This window comes from Rhodococcus sp. P-2 (assembly GCF_016598535.1).
Taxonomy (GTDB): domain Bacteria; phylum Actinomycetota; class Actinomycetes; order Mycobacteriales; family Mycobacteriaceae; genus Rhodococcus_F; species Rhodococcus_F baikonurensis.
This window is the reverse complement of sequence record NZ_CP066779.1, coordinates 3,240,911-3,257,591: the sequence shown is the minus strand read 5'-3', so window position 1 is coordinate 3,257,591 and position 16,681 is coordinate 3,240,911. Positions and strand designations below refer to the sequence as shown.

Sequence of the window (16,681 nt, the reverse complement as noted above, 5' to 3'; positions counted from 1 at the left end):
GCTCGCTCGAGACATGACTCACAAATGCCGAATTCACCGTCCGCCATACCGGAAAGGGTATAGCCGGGGCCTCAGGCGAGACCCAGGAAGCGTTCGGCATTCCCCCGCGAAATCAGTTGGCGCGCAGTATCGTCCAAGAACTCACTCTTGCGAACCACCTCACCGACCGGACGCTCCCCCAAGGGGTACGGGTAATCGCTACCCACCATCACACGGTCCACCCCCACCGTGTCCACCAACAGTCGCAGCGCACGCTCGTCGAAGACGACGGAATCCACGTAGAACCTTCCCAGGTAGTGCGAAGGAGGGAACTCCGACGTACCGATGATGTCGTTGCGGCCGTGCCAGGCGTTTTCCATCCGTCCCAACCAGAACGCGAAAGATCCACCACCGTGCGCAAATCCGATCTTCAGACGATCGTCGATCTTGTCGAACACCCCACCGAGAATCAGTGCGAGTATCGACAGGTGCGTTTCGGCCGGCATCGCGGTGAGCCACTGCGCCATCCACCGGTCGAGACGCGGGGAGTTGGCCATGTCCCACGGGTGCACGAAGACCGGCACGTCCAGCGACGCACAGTGTTGCAGGAACGTCACCACGCCCTCGCTGTCGAGGTCCAGATCGCCGACATGATTGCCGATCTCGACACCGCGGTGCCCGTTCGCGATGCACCGCTCCAACTCACGGCACGCTGCGTCGGTGTCCTGCAGAGGCACCTGGCAGAACGGAATCAACCGATCCTTCGCCGGCTCCACGATCTCGAGTGCGAGGTCGTTGAAGATCCGTGCAATGCGGCTTGCCTGCTCACCGCTCCGGCCGTAGTTGAAAAACGCCGGAGTAGGTGAGACGACCTGCGTCTGCACGCCGTCGGCATCCATGTCCCGAAGCCGCACCTCGGCGTTCCAGGCATCGGACTGGATGCGGCGGAACTCCTTGGTGCCCATCATGATCATTGCTTCGGCTTCCGACTCGACCTTCAGCCACGGCGCTTGCGGCCCCGCGTCTTCGGTCAGATCCGGCCACCCGTTGGGCACGTAATGGGTGTGGATGTCGATCAGGTTGCTCATAGCTCAGCCCTTGCCGGGATGGAGCGTGCCGCACTTGTCACACGTGCGGGCTTCTTCGCTCTCGTAGAACTTGACGAACACCGGCGGCAGGTCGGCCACGATGTCGCGCACCTGAAGTTCGACCTCGTGAATCTTGTGGTCGCATTCGAGGCAGTACCACTGGAACTTCTCGAGCGTGCCTTCCTTGCGGACGCGTTCGATGACCAGGCCGATCGAGCCCGCGGTGGGACGCTGGGGCGAATGCGGAATGTCTCCTGGCAGCAACCAGGTTTCGCCCTCGCGAATATCGACACGCTGAGGACCGTCTTCGGTCATCACGTTGACGTGGATGTCGCCTTCGAGCTGGTAGAACCACTCCTCGTACGGATCGAGGTGATAGTCGGTCCGCTGGTTGGGGCCGCCGACGACCTGCACGATGAAGTCGTCTCCGAGCGCCATCGTCTGATTGTTCACAGGCGGCTGCAGCAGGTGGCGGTTGTCGTCGATCCACTTCTTGAAGTCGATGACGGGAGGAATCGTGGTCATGATGCATTCTCCGTATCTTCGGACGCTGAGCGCCTGGAGGCGGGCACGTACGCCACGCCGGAAATTTCGATGAGCAGGTGAGGGTGGGGCAGTTGGTGAACAGCCACAGTCGTTCTCGTCGGACCGTTTTCGTCGAACAGTTCGGCGTACACCTCGTTGTATCCGCCGAAGTCGTTCATCGACACCAGGTAGGAGGTGACCTGAACCAGATCACCGAGTTCTCCGCCCACTTCGGCGAGGATTGCCGCGATGTTTTCGATGACGGCACGGGTCTGGGCCCGAATGTCGAGCGCCGTCGTCCCCATCTCGTCGACCTCGACGCCGACAAACGTGTTGTCGGGCCGACGCGAGCTGGTACCGGAGACGTAGACGAAGTCACCGACCACTCTGACGTGCGGGAACTTTCCGCGCGGCTTTGCCAGCTTCTCGATGACCTGCGCCCCACTCATCGCTTCACACCTTTCACCGTGACGGTTCCGAGGCCGTCGATGGTGCACTGGGCGACGCCCTCGTCGAGTCGCACAGCTGCGGTGGCGGCACCGGCCAGAATTACCTGACCGGCGCGCAACGGAATTCGGCGTCGACGCGCGATGTCGAGCAGCGCATGCAAAGCTCGCGCCGGATCGCCGAGAATGGCCGCCGTGGTTCCGAGCACCGTCTCGCCACCGACTTCCATACGCACGGATCGGTTCTCGACGTTCTGCAGCGGCAGCCACCGCCCGATCACGTATCCGGCCGCGCTGGTGTTGTCGGCGACGACGTCGGTGTAGGTGAAGCGGAAGTCGCGGTAGCGCGAGTCGATGATCTCCATTGCCGGAGCCAGCGCGTCGACACAGCTTTCGATGTCGACGTTCGGATCGTCGAGATCGACGTCCTTCGACAGGCGGTATGCCACTTCGGGTTCGATCTTGGGATGAATGAACGTCCTCAGGTCGACTTCGCCGCCGTTGCTCACGCACATCGTGTCGGTCAGCTGACCGACGATCACTTCGGACACACCCATCTGCGCCATCTTCGCCTGACTGGTGAAGCCGAGCTTGATGCCCACAATCGATTCGCCACGGCTGGTGCGTCGTTCGAGGAGTTCGTTCTGGATCCGGTAGGCCTCGTCGATGTCGATGGTGTGTTCGTCGGCGAGGCTCGGGGTGTCGGTGCGACTCTGTTGAGCGTCGTCGAGGCGACGTGCGAGTGCGGATACGGTGTCTTCTTGGGCTGTCATCACGCCTCGCTCATTTCTGGAAAACTTTTGCGGTTTCGATGTTCACAGTTGCACACATACGTTCGTCGGTTCGGTGTAGAAGTGCAGCGAGGACTCGCCACCCTCACGTCCGATGCCGGACAAGCCCATACCGCCGAAGGGAGATCGCAGTTCACGGGTGAACCACGTGTTGACCCAGGAGATTCCGACGTTCATCTTCTGCGCGACGCGGTGTCCACGGCGCAGGTCGTTGGTCCACACAGAGGCAGCGAGGCCGTACTCGGTGTCGTTTGCCAGTGCGATCGCCTCGGCTTCGGTCTCGAACGGAATGAGTGCCGCAACGGGTCCGAAGATCTCCTCGCGCACGGCGCGATCCTTGTTGGTCAAACCCGTCCACAGGGTGGGTTCGATCCACGACCCGCCGGCAAGCTCCTGCCCGAGATCCGGAATGCCGCCACCGGTAAGCACTTTCGCACCCTCCTGCTCGGCAATCTCGAAGTAGTCGAGAACCTTCTTCCGGTGCGCCTGCGAGATGAGCGGTCCGGTCGTCGTTGCATCGAGCGTCGGGTCGCCCAGACGCAATCCTGCTGCCCGCTCGACGAGTCCACCGGCGATGTCGTCGAAAATACTGCGGTGCACGTACACCCGCTCGGTGCACAGGCAGACCTGGCCGGTGTTGGTGAACACCGACTTGGTCAGACCCGTCAACGCTTCGTCGATGTCGACATCGTCGAAGACGATCGCGGCGTTCTTGCCTCCCAGTTCGAACGAGACCGGACGGACCCGCGGCGCAACGGTTTTCATGACATGCGAACCCGTTGCCGAAGATCCGGTGAAGGTGACGCCGTCGATGCCGGGGTGCGTGGTGAGGAACTCGCCGGCGGAGTTCGCACCGAACCCGTGGACGACGTTGTAGACGCCGGCAGGCAGGCCTACTTCTTCGAGTACCTCGGCCAGCAACGACGCAGTCGCCGGGGTTTCCTCGGAGGGCTTGACCACCACGGAGTTTCCGCACGCGAGCGCGGGCGCGACCTTCCAGGTCAGGAGAAGCAGCGGCAAGTTCCACGGAACGATCACGGCGACGACGCCGAGCGGCTTGCGGATCGCGTAGTTCAGCGCCTGCTTACCACCCGCGAGATCCGTGACAAACGATTCCTGTCCGGCCGCGGCGACGATGTCGGCGAAGGTGCGGAAGTTCGTCAGGGCGCGCGCGACGTCGAGTTCGCGTGCCTGCGTGATCGGCTTGCCGGTGTCCGCCATCTCTGCGGCGACGAACTCTTCGAATCGCTCCTCGATCCGGTCGGCGGCGCGTCGCAGCAGAGCCGTCCGCTCTCGAACCGGCGTATCGGCCCAACCGTTGCCCAGAGCGCGTCTGGCAGAGGTCACGGCCCGATCGACCAGGGCCTTGTCGGCCTCGTGGACCCGGGCGAGAACACGGCCCGTTGCCGGGTCGACCTGATCGAAGCTCGACGACTCGTCGGGTTCGACATAGGAGCCGTCCACGTAATTGCGGATCCATCCGTCGCATTGTGAGGTCATGGACTAACTATTGGCCCGTGACCCATATCAAACAAATGCAAAAACTGCCGCCAGCTATACCTCGATCGGCATAGATGGCGGCAGTTCGGCCAAACAACTCAGCTCGCCATGTCGGCGCCGAGCGCCTCAGCGACGCAGATACGCCAACTGCACATTGACGGATTTTTCCGCCACCGGCCACAGCTTCGGGTCCACGTCGGAGTAGACGTGCTCGACAACGTCGCGAACCGAGGCCGACTCCCCCAACGTCGACAGAGCGGCTCGCACCTGGTCCAGACGCTCCTCGCGGTGAGCCAGGTACTGCTGCGAAATCGTCTGCAGATCGGGCAGGTCCGGACCGTGCCCGGGCAGAACCGTCAGTCCTTCGCCGAGTGCGGCCAGGGATCGCAGCGAGGTGAGGTAGTCCCCCAGATCGCCGTCGGAATCGTCGAGGACTGCCGTGCCGCGGCCGAGAATGGTGTCGCCCGTCAGCACGCTCGCGTCGTTCTCGACGACTATCGACACCGAGTCGGCGGTATGGCCCGGCGTCGCGAGGATCCGCAACTTCAGACCCGCTACCTCGATCACTTCACCGTCGACAAGCGCCGAAGCGCCCCCGCGAAGAAAAGTGGGATCGACGGAACGCACTGGAGCCGAAGTCAATTCATGGAAACGGTCCACCCCGCCGGTGTGGTCGTAGTGCCGGTGCGTGATCAAGGTCAGCGCTACCGGACCGATACCAGCGACACGTTGCAGGTGTTCCTCGTCGTTGTCGCCTGGATCGACGACAACACACTCGACGCTGCCGGGAGCATGCAGAATCCAGGTGTTCGTACCGTCCAGCGTCATCATGCCCGGATTGTTCTCGAGCAAGACCGAAGCGATGTCGGTGACGCGGCGAAGCTGCGCGTAGGCGGGATGGACCGTCGACATCAGCGAACTTCGACGATCAGTTCCACCTCGACCGGAGAGCCGAGGGGAAGTTCTGCCACACCGACTGCCGAACGAGCGTGGATACCGGCGTCGCCGAGCACCTCGCCGAGGAACTCGGAAGCGCCGTTGATCACGCCGGGCTGACCGGTGAATCCTTCGGCGGATGCCACGAAGCCGACAACCTTGACGACACGAACGACGTTGTCGATGCCGACCAGGGCGTCGATGGCAGCGAGAGCGTTGAGCGCGCAGGTGCGAGCCGCGGCCTTGGCGTCCTCATCCGACACGCCCGCGCCGAGCTTGCCGGTCAGCGTCAGTTTTCCGTCGACGAACGGGAGCTGACCCGACGTGTACACGTGATTGCCGCTGCGAACCGCGGGAACGTACGCAGCGACGGGTGCCGCGACGGCGGGAAGTGCAATGCCCAGTTCGGCGAGACGCTCCGACCAGGTCTGTGTTGCCTCTGCCATGTGATTCAGCCCTTCGGACGCTTCATGTACGCGACGTGCTGCTCGCCCGACGCGCTCGGCAGGACTGCGACGAGCTCCCAGCCGTCGACACCCCAGTTGTCGAGAATTGCCTTCGGATTGTGGACCAGCAACGGAGTCACGGTGTATTCCCAGGAAGTTATTTCGCTCATGCGGTGAGCCTATCCCGCGTACATCTTCGGCCCCAGACTTATAGGCTCGCGGTGTGGTTGCATCCCAAGATGAGCTGAGCAGGACCTGGCCCGAGTCCGCGACGAAGGCCCGCCTGCACTTTGTGTCAGGTAAAGGCGGAACCGGTAAGTCCACGGTTGCCGCTGCGTTGGCGCTTGCGTTGGCCGAAGGCGGCAAGCGCGTTCTCCTCGTGGAGGTCGAGGGCCGCCAGGGAATCGCGCAGCTCTTCGACGTACCGCCGCTTCCACCGCAGGAAACCAAGGTCGCGGCCGCCGAAGGCGGCGGTGAAGTGATGGCTCTGGCCGTCGACATCGAGACCGCGTTCCTCGAATATCTCGAAATGTTCTACAACCTCGGCTTCGCCGGCCGGGCGATGCGTAAGTTCGGCGCCATCGAATTCGCCACCACCATCGCTCCCGGCCTTCGCGACGTTCTCCTCACCGGCAAGATCAAGGAGTGCGTCATCCGCACCGATCGAACCGGCAAACGCGTGTACGACGCCGTTGTCGTCGACGCTCCCCCGACCGGACGAATCGGCAGCTTCCTCGACGTCACCAAGGCGATGGCCGATCTTGCCAAGGGCGGCCCGGTGCACTCCCAGAGTGAGGGCGTCGTTCGGCTGCTGCACTCGCCGGAGACCGTCGTACATCTGGTTGCACTTCTCGAAGCGCTGCCCGTTCAGGAAACTGCCGACGCTGCCGCAGAACTGGCGCGTGACGACCTGAACCTCGGTGCCATCATCGTCAACCGCGCCAGCCCGAGGTTCTTGCCCGAAGATCAACTCTCCGGTGCTGCAGCCGGCAATATCGATGCAGCTTCGATCCGGTCGACGCTCTCCGATGTCGGCATCGATCTGTCGGACGACGACTTCGCCGGCCTGCTCACCGAGACGATCGAACACGCGTCGGTGCTCGAAGCTCAAGAATCCAGCGCCGAGAAGCTCCGCGAGATCGACGGGGCTCGGGTGCAACTCCCCGCACTCGCCGACGGCGTCGATCTCGGTGGGCTGTACGAACTTGCCGAATACCTCACGGAACAGGGCGTGTGATGACCGAGACCACCGAGAACGTGACGGTCGGCAGTTCCAGGACCGGCCGACGCGCAGCTCCTGCCCTCGATATTTCGGCGATCATCAAGGACCCGACGGCCCGGATCGTGGTGTGTTGCGGTGCAGGTGGCGTCGGCAAGACCACGACGGCGGCGTCGCTGGCGTTGCGTGCCGCCGAGGAGGGCCGACGCGTAGTCGTACTCACCATCGATCCGGCCCGTCGCCTCGCACAGGCCTTGGGTGTGGCCGAACTCGACAACACTCCGCAGCCGGTGAAGCTGGGTCCCGAAGCCACGGGCGAACTGCACGCGATGATGCTGAACATGCGTCGGACTTTCGACGAGATGGTCATCGAGCATTCGAGCCCTGAGAAGGCCGAGCAGATCCTGGCGAACCCCTTTTACCAAACCGTTGCCACATCGTTCTCCGGAACGCAGGAGTACATGGCGATGGAGAAGTTGGGGCAGCTGGCGTCGAACGACGCGTGGGATCTGGTGATCGTCGATACCCCGCCGTCCCGCAATGCGCTCGACTTCCTCGACGCTCCACAGAGGCTGGGAACATTCCTCGACGGACGGATGATCCGGCTGCTCTCGGCACCCGGCCGTGGCCTGACCAGGCTCGTGGCCGGCGCGATGGGATTGGCACTGAAGGGCGTCTCGACCATCGTGGGAAGCCAAATGCTTTCGGATGCATCGGCATTCGTGCAGTCACTCGACTCGATGTTCGGTGGTTTCCGTGAACGCGCCACGAAGACCTACGAGTTGCTGCGTCAGCCGGGGACTCATTTCCTGGTGATCGCAGCGGCCGAACCCGACGCTCTTCGCGAGGCGGCGTTCTTCGTCGATCGCCTTGCGGGTGATTCGATGCCGTTGGCCGGTTTGGTTCTCAACCGCACGCACCCGACGTTGACGGCTCTGCCTGCCGATCATGCAGTGACCGCCGCCGACAAACTGGAAGCGAAGGAAAATGCGACCGAGGCCGAAGCCCTCACCGCAGCCGTTCTCCGCATCCATGCCCATCGGGCCGTGATCGCGAAGCGAGAAATCGCCTTGCTGAGTCGATTCACCGCAGCTCACCCGAGGGTGCCGCTGATCGGTGTTCCGTCGCTACCGTTCGAGGTCTCGGACCTCGAGGCGCTGCGCGCGGTGGGAGATCAGCTCACGCGTAAGGGCTGATCCCCCCGATCGACCTGGATCAGACTGCTGAGTGATGCTGGCGCTGGTCTTCGAAGAACTCGGACCAGGAGTCGACGTCGGGGTGCTGCTTGAGCAGCGCACGGCGCTGACGTTCGGTCATTCCGCCCCACACACCGAACTCGACGCGATTGTCGAGCGCATCGGCTCCGCACTGCATGAGGACCGGGCAGTGACGGCAGATGGTGGCTGCCTTGCGCTGCGCGGCGCCACGAACAAAAAGTTGGTCGGGGTCGACCTCGCGGCATCGTGCCTGAGTTACCCAGGCAATTCGTGCCTCGGCCTGCTCGATGTCCAAACGGCTACTCGGGGTGGCTGTGTACATTCTGGGTCCCCTCTACAAAGTCTGACCGTCGCCATGAGGCGAGCAGCGCACCATCTCAGCTGTCCCCGCGGTAGCACGGTGAAAGCTGAGACACATTCGTGATCGAGTGTTACGTCGATCACACTGATCACAATTTAGGTAAAGAACGCCCCTAACGCAAGACGGTCGGGGGCATTTTTTGGTACGGCAGTACAAAGCGCGTGTTCAGGAGGTTTTGAACACCCCCAAAACACTGAAACCGGTTCCAATGGGTGGGCACACGTACTCTGTAGATCGTGTCGATTGCAAAAACAGTGGCGAAGCTCGCCGGAAGCTCCGCATTGGCGGGTGTCCTGGTCGCAGGGGTGATGTTCCCGGTGGCCGGCGGATTCGGATTCGCGTCCAATCGCGCTGCCGATACCGTCGACAACGTCTCGGCCGAACTGGTCGAAGGCACGGTCCCCGCGGTGTCCACCATGGTCGATGCGGCAGGCAATCCCATTGCCTGGCTGTACGACCAACGACGCTTCGAAGTCCCGAGCGAGAAGATCTCCAACAACATGAAGTTGGCGATCGTCTCCATCGAGGACCGCCGGTTCCCCGACCACAAGGGCGTCGACTGGCAGGGAACGCTGCGCGCCTTCCTCACCAACACGACGACCGGTGAAGTGCAGCAGGGCGCGTCGACACTCGATCAGCAGTATGTGAAGAACTACCAGCTGTTGGTCGTGGCCAAGACGGATGCCGAGCGCCGCGCCGCCATCGAGACCACCCCGGCCCGAAAGATCCGCGAGATCCGGATGGCACTGACGCTGGACAAGGAACTCACGAAAGACGAGATCCTCACCCGGTACCTCAACCTCGTACCGTTCGGCAACGGATCCTTCGGCATCCAGGACGCGGCCCAGACCTACTTCGGCGTCGATGCCGCAGATCTGACCGTTCCCCAATCGGCGATGTTGGCCGGCATGGTTCAGTCCAGCTCCGCTCTGAACCCGTACACGAACGTCGAGGGCGTGACCGAGCGTCGTAACACCGTTCTCGACACCATGATCACGAACATTCCGGATCGTGCCGACGAGTTCCGCGCAGCCAAGGAAGAGCCCCTCGGCGTCCTGGAAACCCCCAACAACTTGCCGCGCGGCTGCATCGCTGCGGGCGATCGCGGATTCTTCTGCGACTACGCACTGAAGTACCTCTCGGACGCCGGAATCACGCGCGACCAGATCAACGAGGGTGGTTACCTCATCAAGACCACTCTCGATCCGCAGGTCCAGGCGTCCACCAAGGCCGGCCTGAATGCGAACGCGAGTGCCAACCTCGACGGCATCGCGAACGTGATGAACGTGATCCGGCCGGGCCAGGATTCACACAAGGTCATCGCGATGGCCAGCAGTCGCACGTACGGCCTCAATGCCGACGCCGACGAAACCGTCCAGGCGCAGCCGTACTCCCTCGCCGGTGACGGTGCGGGCTCCGTCTTCAAGATCTTCACGACGGCTGCGGCGATGGAGAAGGGCCTCGGCATCAACGCGACGCTGGACGTGCCCAAGCGCTTCGAAGCCAAGGGCATGGGTAGCGGTGGTGCGGCTGGTTGCCCGGTCTCGACGTACTGCGTGGAGAACGCCGGCAACTACCCACCGACGCTGTCCGTGACCGATGCACTGGCACAGTCCCCCAACACCGCTTTCGTCAAGCTCATCGAGGCGACCGGCGTCACGCCGACGGTCGACATGGCTGTCCGTCTCGGCATGCGCTCGTACGCCGATCCCAACACCTCGGGCTTCGACGAGCGCAGCATGGCCGACTTCCAGAAGGAACAGAACCTCGGTTCGTTCACCCTCGGCCCCACCTGGATCAACCCGCTCGAACTCTCCAACGTCGCGGCCACCCTCGCCTCGCACGGCAAGTGGTGCCCGCCGAGTCCCATCGATTCGGTCTTCGACCGCTACGGCAAGCCGGTGGCCGTCACCGAGCAGGGCTGTGAGCAAGTTGTCGAGCCCGGCCTGGCAGACACACTCGCCAACGCCATGAGCCGCGACGACGTCGGCGCCGGTACGTCAGCCGGTGCCGCGAGCAGCGCCGGATGGAGCCTGCCGATGTCGGGCAAGACGGGTACCACCGAGACCCACAAGTCCTCGGCGTTCCTCGGCTTCACCAACAACCTCGCTGCGGCCGTCTACATCTTCGGCGACTCCCCGACGCCAGGCGAGATCTGCTCGAGCCCGCTGCGCCCCTGCTACAGCGGCAATCTGTACGGCGGTACCGAACCGGCGAGATCCTGGTTCGCGGCAATGAACCCGGTCGCCAACAACTTCGGGCCCACCTCGCTGCCTCCGATCGACGAGAAGTACGCACGGGGATCACAGAACGGCCAGGTTCCCGAGGTTGTCGGCCTGAGCCAGTCGGCCGCGACGTCCCGCCTGCAGGCGTCCGGCTTCACGGTCAATTCCGTGACCACGGCGTCCGGAGCACGGGCGGGAACGGTTACCGGAGTTTCGCCGTCCGGGTCCGCGATCCCGGGTTCGACCGTCACGATCTACATCAGTGACGGTTCCGTGAGGGCTCCGGCAGCACCCGCATCCCCCGCAGCCCCGGCACCGGGCGCGACTCCCCCGGATGCGACTCCGCCCGGAGGCGAACCCACACCGCCTGCGGGGACCCCGCCGAACTGACGGCCCTGAAAACTGACGGCTCTTTGAAAACAAGAACGGCCGCGATCTCCGAGTGACTCGGAGATCGCGGCCGTTTTCGGTCTGGTGGCGCGCTACTACAGGCGGGACTTCACTGCTGCAGAGATACGAGCGCCATCGGCCTTGCCCTTGGCCAGCGCGCTGGCGGCCTTGATGACCTGGCCCATCTGACGCATCCCCGGACGCTCGCCGAGCTCCTCGGAAACCTGAGCGAGGGCGGTGTCGACGACGTCGACGAGTTCGGCGTCGGTCAACGGCGTCGGCAGGTACTCGTCGATGATCTGAGCTTCGGCGCGCTCTTTCGCGGCAAGCTCTCCGCGGCCGTTCTCGGTGTAGATCTCGGCCGATTCGCCGCGCTTCTTCGATTCCTTTGCAAGGACTTTGATGATTTCTTCGTCGGTGAGGACTCGTGCTTCCTTACCGGCCACCTCTTCGGTCTGGATGGCTGCCATGAGCATCCGAAGGGTGGCTGTACGTAGCGGATCCTTCGCCTTCATGGATGCAACCATGTCGGTTCGGAGAGTGGCTTTGAGCGATGGTGTCGTGTCGGACATGGTGGAAACGTTACGCGCTCGGCGTTTCGAGCGTGCCGATAGTTGCCTCCGCCCGGACACAATTCTCTGTGGAATAGCTGTAAAAGGCGGCGAGAGCGACGCAGAAGAACGCCACACCCGTATCCTTGAGAGGTGTCTTCCCAGTTCCGCACCAATCTGACCCGCACCGCACTTGGTGCCGCGGGCGCCGCTGCACTAGGGATCGGGTACGCATCCGGCATCGAACGCAATGCATTTGCACTGCGTGAGGTGACGATGCCAGTCCTGGCGCCCGGTTCGTCGTCGCTGCGGGTCCTCCATCTCAGCGACCTGCACATGATGCCGAACCAACGGTTGAAACAGAATTGGTTGCGTGAGCTCGAAGGCCTCGATCCCGATCTCGTGGTCAACACCGGCGACAATCTGTCGCACCAGCGCAGCGTCCCGGCAGTGGTCCAGGCACTCGGCGATCTGTTGGCTCGGCCGGGTCTGTTCGTCTTCGGCAGCAACGACTACTTCGCTCCGAAACCGAAGAACCCACTGAGCTACATCTTCAACAAGGACAAGCGCATCACCGGGGATCCCCTCCCCTGGGGCGATCTGCGGGCCGCGTTCACCGAACGTGGGTGGCTGGACATGACCCACGTGCGCCGCGAACTCGAAGTGGCCGGTATTCGCATTGCTGCCGCCGGCGTCGACGACCCGCACCTGAAGCGCGATCGCTACGACACCGTCGCCGGAACACCCAATCCCGTCGCCCAGCTCAAGCTCGGCCTGACACACTCGCCCGAACCTCGAGTTCTCGACCGGTTCGCCGACGACGGCTACGACCTCGTGCTCGCCGGCCACACGCACGGTGGTCAGCTGTGCCTTCCGTTCTACGGCGCGCTGGTCACCAACTGCCAGATCGACCGGTCGCGGGTCAAGGGGCCGTCCAAGTGGGGCGCGCACACTCAGCTGCACGTCTCCGCAGGCATCGGCACTTCGCCGTGGGCACCGGCGCGCTTCTGCTGCCGCCCCGAGGCAACTCTGCTGACTCTGGTTCCGGCCACCAGGCGCGAACCGGAGCACGTCTCCGCACACAGTTCCACAGAGTCTCCAGCGTCGGTTCTACGCAACTGACCTGCGGATTTAATGTCAGTCGACTCGGTAATGTAAGCTAACCGAGGTTCGACACGGGGTGTGGCGCAGCTTGGTAGCGCGCTTCGTTCGGGACGAAGAGGTCGTGGGTTCAAATCCCGCCACCCCGACAGTGAAGAACAGCAATCGAGGCCCTTCCGCTTACGCGGGAGGGCCTCGATTGCGTTGACGATAAGGTGAAGCCGTGGCATCCGAACCAGACTTCGCGCACAACGACATGGCGAGCCGTAGCCGACGTGAGAAAGCTGTCGGCCTTGCCAAGTTCGCCTGGGATCGCGATATCAGCAGTGCAGAGTTGCTCGAGATGCCCGACGATCGGCTGCGCAAACTCGCGCGGGCGGCGGGCGCCAATCCGCCGAGCACGCGGGAGACCTGGACGATCGCGGGCGGACTGCTCGACGAGAAAGCCGTGTGGGCAGCCGCTCATCCAGACCGACCCGAAGCTCGGCGTGAGCATCCGGACGAGAAGATCATGTGGGTGAAGAAGCCGATCGAGCCCTGGCTGTGACAGCCGAATTCAGCGCAGCTGTGACAGCCGAATTCAGCGCAGCTGTGACAGCCGAATTCAGCGCAGCTGTGACAGCCGAATTCAGCGCAGCTGTGACAGCCGAATTCAGCGCAGCTGTGACAGCCGCATTCAGCGCAGCTGTGACAGCCGAATTCAGCGCAGCTGTGACAGCCGAATTGGGCGCAGCTGTGACAGCCGCATTCAGCGGAGCTGTGAACAGGTGATCGGGCAGGTCGACGAAGTAGTTGTGGATTGCTCCGCGCCAGTTCAGTTGGCGACCTTCTGGGCCGGAATCCTCGGTGGGAAGCCGGTGAAACGGAGCGAGGAGTGGGCGTTTGTCGACCCACCAGGATGGACCCGCCTCGCCTTCCAGCGCGTACCGGAATCCAAGCTGACGAAGAATCGCCTCCACATCGACGTCAGCGTGGATGACGTCGTAGTTGCAACCGAGGCGGCCGAGCGCCTCGGCGCAACTCGGGTCGGCACTGTTCAGGAGGACCCGGCAGGCACGTTTCAGGTGTTGCTGGATCCCGAGGGAAACGAGTGGTGCGTCGTCAAAGGAGTCGAAAGTTGATTCACACTCCCGCTACGGTTTCGCGAGCCCAACGGTAGTCCGCCTTACCGCTGGGTGAGCGGAGGATACTTGGTACGAGCACGATCGAGCGGGGGATCTTGTACCCGGCGACGTGGGTGCGGCAGTGCTCCGACAATGCTTCCGTCGCAACATCTTCGAACCCCGGTCGAACCTGCACGACAGCGGCGACCTTCTCACCGAATCGTGCGTCGGGCGCGCCCGCGACCAGCGCGTCGAAAACTGCCGGGTGAGTTTTGAGTGCCTGCTCCACTTCCTCGGGGTAGACCTTCTCGCCACCGGAGTTGATGCACATCGAACCGCGCCCGAGCAGCACGATGGTTCCGTCGGCTTCCATCGTGCCCATGTCCCCGAGCACCGCCAGACGCACCCCGTCGACGACGGGGAAAGTTGCCGCAGTCTTGACGGGGTCATCGAAGTAGGCCACGGGAACATGGCCGGCCCTGGCGATGAAACCGACTGCGTCCGAGCCTGGTTCGATACGACGAAACTCGTCGTCGACAAGAATCATGTTGGGGTTGGATCGAATTCGCTTGGAACCGTCCTCCCCGAATTCGACGACGCCGTCGTTGCCGGATTCCGAAGCACCGAACGCATCCTTGATCACCAGCCCTGGCAATCGGGTTGTCATTTCTGCCTTCAGGTTCGGGGAGAACAATGCGCCACCCGACCCGATAAGTTTAAGAGTCGAAAGGTCGTAGCGCCCTTCGCTTGCGGTGATGGCGTCGGCGATCGGCCGAGCAATTGCATCGCCGACGACGGTGATCCCGGTGATCTTCTCGGCCTCGACCAGTCGCAGCACCTCCATCGGATCGAAGCTGCGGGTCAACACTCGGGGCGCTCCCATGAGAAATGCCGTGAGCAGTGAATAGATCGCGGCTCCATGCATGAGCGGCGGAATGAGTAGCAGCACAGTCGGGTTGGTGTTCGCCACGGCCGCCTCCACAACCTCTTCGAGGCTCCGACGCGGTGGCCCGCTGAGGTTTGCTCCGGACAGCGCAGCGAAGAAGAAGTCCTCGTGCCGCCACACCACGCCCTTGGGCATTCCGGTTGTACCGCCGGTGTAGATGATGAAATGGTCGTCGTTGCTGCGAGGACCGAAGTCGCGGGTATCGGATTGTGCCGCAAGCGCGTTCTCGTAGTCGTCGCCGACGATCAGCACGTGGGTGATCTCCGGACACTGCGGAACCACAGCCAAAGCCGTCGGCACGAATTCTGCTTCGACCAGCAGTGCCACCATTTGAGAGTTGGTGTAGATGTACAGCAGTTCTGCATCGGTATAACGGAAGTTGACGTTGATCGGTACCGCTCTGATCTTCAAGCACGCCAGGAGCGATTCGACGTACTCGACGCAGTTACGCATGTGAATACCGACATGCTGGCCCGGTTCGACGCCGACGGACTGCAGATGATGAGCGAGGCGGTTCGATCGCAGTTCGAGTTCGGCGTAGCTCAACCGCGAATCTTCCAGGATCAAGGGAACTCGATCGGGGATCGCATCGGCAACGGCCTCGAACAGATCGGCAATGTTCAGGGTCATCGAATTCCTCACTACACGCGTCTTCACTTACCAGCACAGGTCTTTCGCGAAGCTAACACGTTGCTCGAGCCCTGTAGTCCGAATTGCGTAGAGGTCCCGCTGAGCGAGACCTGACGCGCCGTTCACCTGGTATCGACGGTGCGGATACCTCCCTGACCAAGCCCGATAGGCGGAAGGTAGGGTAGCCTAATGCATTCACGCACCACTCTCCGGAGCCGCACGTCGGTCCGGGTCGCCATGGTTGCCTTGGCGACTGTTTTTGCCGCTACGGCCTGCGGTTCTTCCGACGCCGGCGGCAACGCAAACGGCAACACCGATGTCGCGACCGGCGGCAAGCTGTTCAGCACTGCCGACACGGAAACTGCGAAGCTCGGCAGCGACGCCGCGCCCGGCGAGTTCCCGCGCACCATCACCCACGCTCTGGGCGAGACCACACTCGAGGCCAAGCCGACCCGCGTCGTGGTCCTCGACAGTGGCGAACTCGACGAGGTCCTCTCGCTCGGGATCACGCCGGTAGGCATCGCCAGCCCGGAAAGTGCCGCCGGTCAGCCGTCGTACCTGGCAAACAAGTTGGTCGGAGTCCCCGACGTGGGCACGACCAACAACCTCAACCTCGAGGCGATCACCGCACTGCAGCCCGATCTGATCCTCGGTAGCAAGTTGCGCCAGGACAAGCTGTACCCGCAGCTCGCGGCAATCGCTCCGACGGTCTTCAGTATCCGCCCCGGCTTCCCGTGGAAGGAGAACTTCCTCCTTGCCGGTGACGCACTCGGCGAGGAGACCAAGGCCGAGCAGGTTCTCAACGACTACCAGACGCACGCGGATCAGGTCCGTGAGTCGATCGACGGCTCCCCGACCATCTCTCTGGTTCGCTTCATGTCCGGCAAGCTGCGCCTGTACGGCAACCTGTCGTTCATCGGCGTCATCTTGAAGGACGTCGGCCTGCCCCGCCCGGCGATCCAGGACATCGACGAACTGGCCGTCGAGGTCAGCCCAGAGACGATCACCGAAGCAGAGGGAGACCGAATCTTCTACTCCAGCTACGGAAATCCCGCCGACACCGGCCAGACCACCGTCGTTGCCGGCCCGCTGTGGGCCAGCATGGACGCAGTCAAGGAAGGCCGCGCCACCGAGGTCAGCGACGAGACCTGGTTCCTGGGTCTCGGCCCGACAGGTGCCGGCCTGGTTCTCGACGACCTGCAGGCCAAGCTCGGCAAGTAGCCGTCA

19 protein-coding genes and 1 tRNA gene are annotated in these 16,681 nt (G+C 63.1%); 9 read left to right on the top strand and 11 right to left on the bottom strand.

Annotation, left to right across the window (positions count from 1 at the left end; all coding sequences use genetic code 11):
* Window positions 1–71 precede the first annotated feature (71 nt).
* From I7X09_RS15490 to I7X09_RS15455, 8 genes are all read right to left on the bottom strand, one after another.
* Window positions 72–1,067 (bottom strand): amidohydrolase family protein, encoded by a 996-nt coding sequence (locus tag I7X09_RS15490; RefSeq protein WP_200312924.1) that lies wholly within the window; start codon window positions 1,065–1,067, stop codon window positions 72–74.
* 3 nt (window positions 1,068–1,070) lie between these two features.
* A complete protein-coding gene (locus I7X09_RS15485) occupies window positions 1,071–1,592 on the bottom strand; it encodes a 3-hydroxyanthranilate 3,4-dioxygenase (protein ID WP_003943511.1) in 522 nt (173 codons plus the stop codon).
* On the bottom strand, window positions 1,589–2,041 hold the full coding sequence (locus I7X09_RS15480) for a RidA family protein (RefSeq protein WP_200312923.1): 453 nt from the start codon (window positions 2,039–2,041) through the stop codon (window positions 1,589–1,591). The genes I7X09_RS15485 and I7X09_RS15480 overlap by 4 nt, the downstream gene beginning before the upstream one ends.
* Window positions 2,038–2,811: a 2-keto-4-pentenoate hydratase gene (locus tag I7X09_RS15475; RefSeq protein ID WP_200312922.1), complete on the bottom strand. Its 774-nt coding sequence runs from the start codon at window positions 2,809–2,811 to the stop codon at window positions 2,038–2,040. The genes I7X09_RS15480 and I7X09_RS15475 overlap by 4 nt, the downstream gene beginning before the upstream one ends.
* A gap of 42 nt (window positions 2,812–2,853) precedes the next feature.
* Window positions 2,854–4,329 carry a 2-hydroxymuconic semialdehyde dehydrogenase gene (locus I7X09_RS15470; RefSeq protein ID WP_095973774.1) on the bottom strand — a complete coding sequence of 492 codons (1,476 nt, stop codon included), beginning with the start codon at window positions 4,327–4,329 and terminating at the stop codon, window positions 2,854–2,856.
* A 126-nt stretch (window positions 4,330–4,455) separates the two neighbouring features.
* Window positions 4,456–5,241 carry an MBL fold metallo-hydrolase gene (locus tag I7X09_RS15465; protein WP_095969666.1) on the bottom strand — a complete coding sequence of 262 codons (786 nt, stop codon included), beginning with the start codon at window positions 5,239–5,241 and terminating at the stop codon, window positions 4,456–4,458.
* Window positions 5,241–5,711 (bottom strand): RidA family protein, encoded by a 471-nt coding sequence (locus I7X09_RS15460; RefSeq protein ID WP_095969665.1) that lies wholly within the window; start codon window positions 5,709–5,711, stop codon window positions 5,241–5,243. Before I7X09_RS15460 ends, I7X09_RS15465 begins: the two co-directional genes overlap by 1 nt.
* 5 nt (window positions 5,712–5,716) lie before the next feature.
* Complete coding sequence (locus tag I7X09_RS15455) at window positions 5,717–5,881, bottom strand: hypothetical protein (protein WP_003943454.1); 165 nt, start codon at window positions 5,879–5,881, stop codon at window positions 5,717–5,719.
* Between the two features lie 53 nt (window positions 5,882–5,934).
* On the opposite strand from I7X09_RS15455, the gene I7X09_RS15450 reads away from it, so the two are divergent.
* Both I7X09_RS15450 and I7X09_RS15445 read left to right on the top strand, forming a co-directional pair.
* Window positions 5,935–6,948, top strand: coding sequence for an ArsA family ATPase (locus I7X09_RS15450; RefSeq protein ID WP_037130910.1), 1,014 nt, complete (start codon window positions 5,935–5,937; stop codon window positions 6,946–6,948).
* Window positions 6,948–8,126 carry an ArsA family ATPase gene (locus I7X09_RS15445; protein WP_007732380.1) on the top strand — a complete coding sequence of 393 codons (1,179 nt, stop codon included), beginning with the start codon at window positions 6,948–6,950 and terminating at the stop codon, window positions 8,124–8,126. The genes I7X09_RS15450 and I7X09_RS15445 overlap by 1 nt, the downstream gene beginning before the upstream one ends.
* A 19-nt stretch (window positions 8,127–8,145) precedes the next feature.
* On the opposite strand, the gene I7X09_RS15440 is transcribed toward I7X09_RS15445, so the two are convergent.
* Window positions 8,146–8,469 carry a WhiB family transcriptional regulator gene (locus tag I7X09_RS15440; RefSeq protein WP_007732375.1) on the bottom strand — a complete coding sequence of 108 codons (324 nt, stop codon included), beginning with the start codon at window positions 8,467–8,469 and terminating at the stop codon, window positions 8,146–8,148.
* A 293-nt stretch (window positions 8,470–8,762) separates the two neighbouring features.
* On the opposite strand from I7X09_RS15440, the gene I7X09_RS15435 reads away from it, so the two are divergent.
* A complete protein-coding gene (locus tag I7X09_RS15435; RefSeq protein WP_200317858.1) occupies window positions 8,763–11,123 on the top strand; it encodes a penicillin-binding protein in 2,361 nt (786 codons plus the stop codon).
* A gap of 95 nt (window positions 11,124–11,218) precedes the next feature.
* Here the strand turns inward: I7X09_RS15435 and I7X09_RS15430 are convergent, their stop codons facing one another.
* On the bottom strand, window positions 11,219–11,695 hold the full coding sequence (locus I7X09_RS15430; RefSeq protein ID WP_003943491.1) for a GatB/YqeY domain-containing protein: 477 nt from the start codon (window positions 11,693–11,695) through the stop codon (window positions 11,219–11,221).
* A 132-nt stretch (window positions 11,696–11,827) separates the two neighbouring features.
* Here I7X09_RS15430 and I7X09_RS15425 point away from each other — a divergent pair, with 132 nt between their 5' ends.
* The 5 genes from I7X09_RS15425 to I7X09_RS15405 all read left to right on the top strand — a co-directional run bounded on the left by I7X09_RS15425 (window position 11,828) and on the right by I7X09_RS15405 (window position 13,896).
* Complete coding sequence (locus tag I7X09_RS15425; protein WP_200312921.1) at window positions 11,828–12,796, top strand: metallophosphoesterase; 969 nt, start codon at window positions 11,828–11,830, stop codon at window positions 12,794–12,796.
* Between the two features lie 54 nt (window positions 12,797–12,850).
* Window positions 12,851–12,924 (top strand) — tRNA-Pro (locus I7X09_RS15420).
* A 74-nt stretch (window positions 12,925–12,998) separates the two neighbouring features.
* Window positions 12,999–13,322, top strand: coding sequence for a hypothetical protein (locus I7X09_RS15415; protein WP_200312920.1), 324 nt, complete (start codon window positions 12,999–13,001; stop codon window positions 13,320–13,322).
* Complete coding sequence (locus tag I7X09_RS15410; protein WP_234036581.1) at window positions 13,319–13,546, top strand: hypothetical protein; 228 nt, start codon at window positions 13,319–13,321, stop codon at window positions 13,544–13,546. Before I7X09_RS15415 ends, I7X09_RS15410 begins: the two co-directional genes overlap by 4 nt.
* Complete coding sequence (locus tag I7X09_RS15405; protein WP_200312919.1) at window positions 13,543–13,896, top strand: VOC family protein; 354 nt, start codon at window positions 13,543–13,545, stop codon at window positions 13,894–13,896. The genes I7X09_RS15410 and I7X09_RS15405 overlap by 4 nt, the downstream gene beginning before the upstream one ends.
* A 1-nt stretch (window position 13,897) precedes the next feature.
* On the opposite strand, the gene I7X09_RS15400 is transcribed toward I7X09_RS15405, so the two are convergent.
* Window positions 13,898–15,454: an acyl-CoA synthetase gene (locus I7X09_RS15400; RefSeq protein ID WP_200312918.1), complete on the bottom strand. Its 1,557-nt coding sequence runs from the start codon at window positions 15,452–15,454 to the stop codon at window positions 13,898–13,900.
* A 189-nt stretch (window positions 15,455–15,643) separates the two neighbouring features.
* Between I7X09_RS15400 and I7X09_RS15395 the strand changes: the two genes are divergently transcribed.
* A complete protein-coding gene (locus I7X09_RS15395) occupies window positions 15,644–16,675 on the top strand; it encodes an ABC transporter substrate-binding protein (RefSeq protein ID WP_095969656.1) in 1,032 nt (343 codons plus the stop codon).
* The last annotated feature ends 6 nt before the right edge of the window (window positions 16,676–16,681 follow it).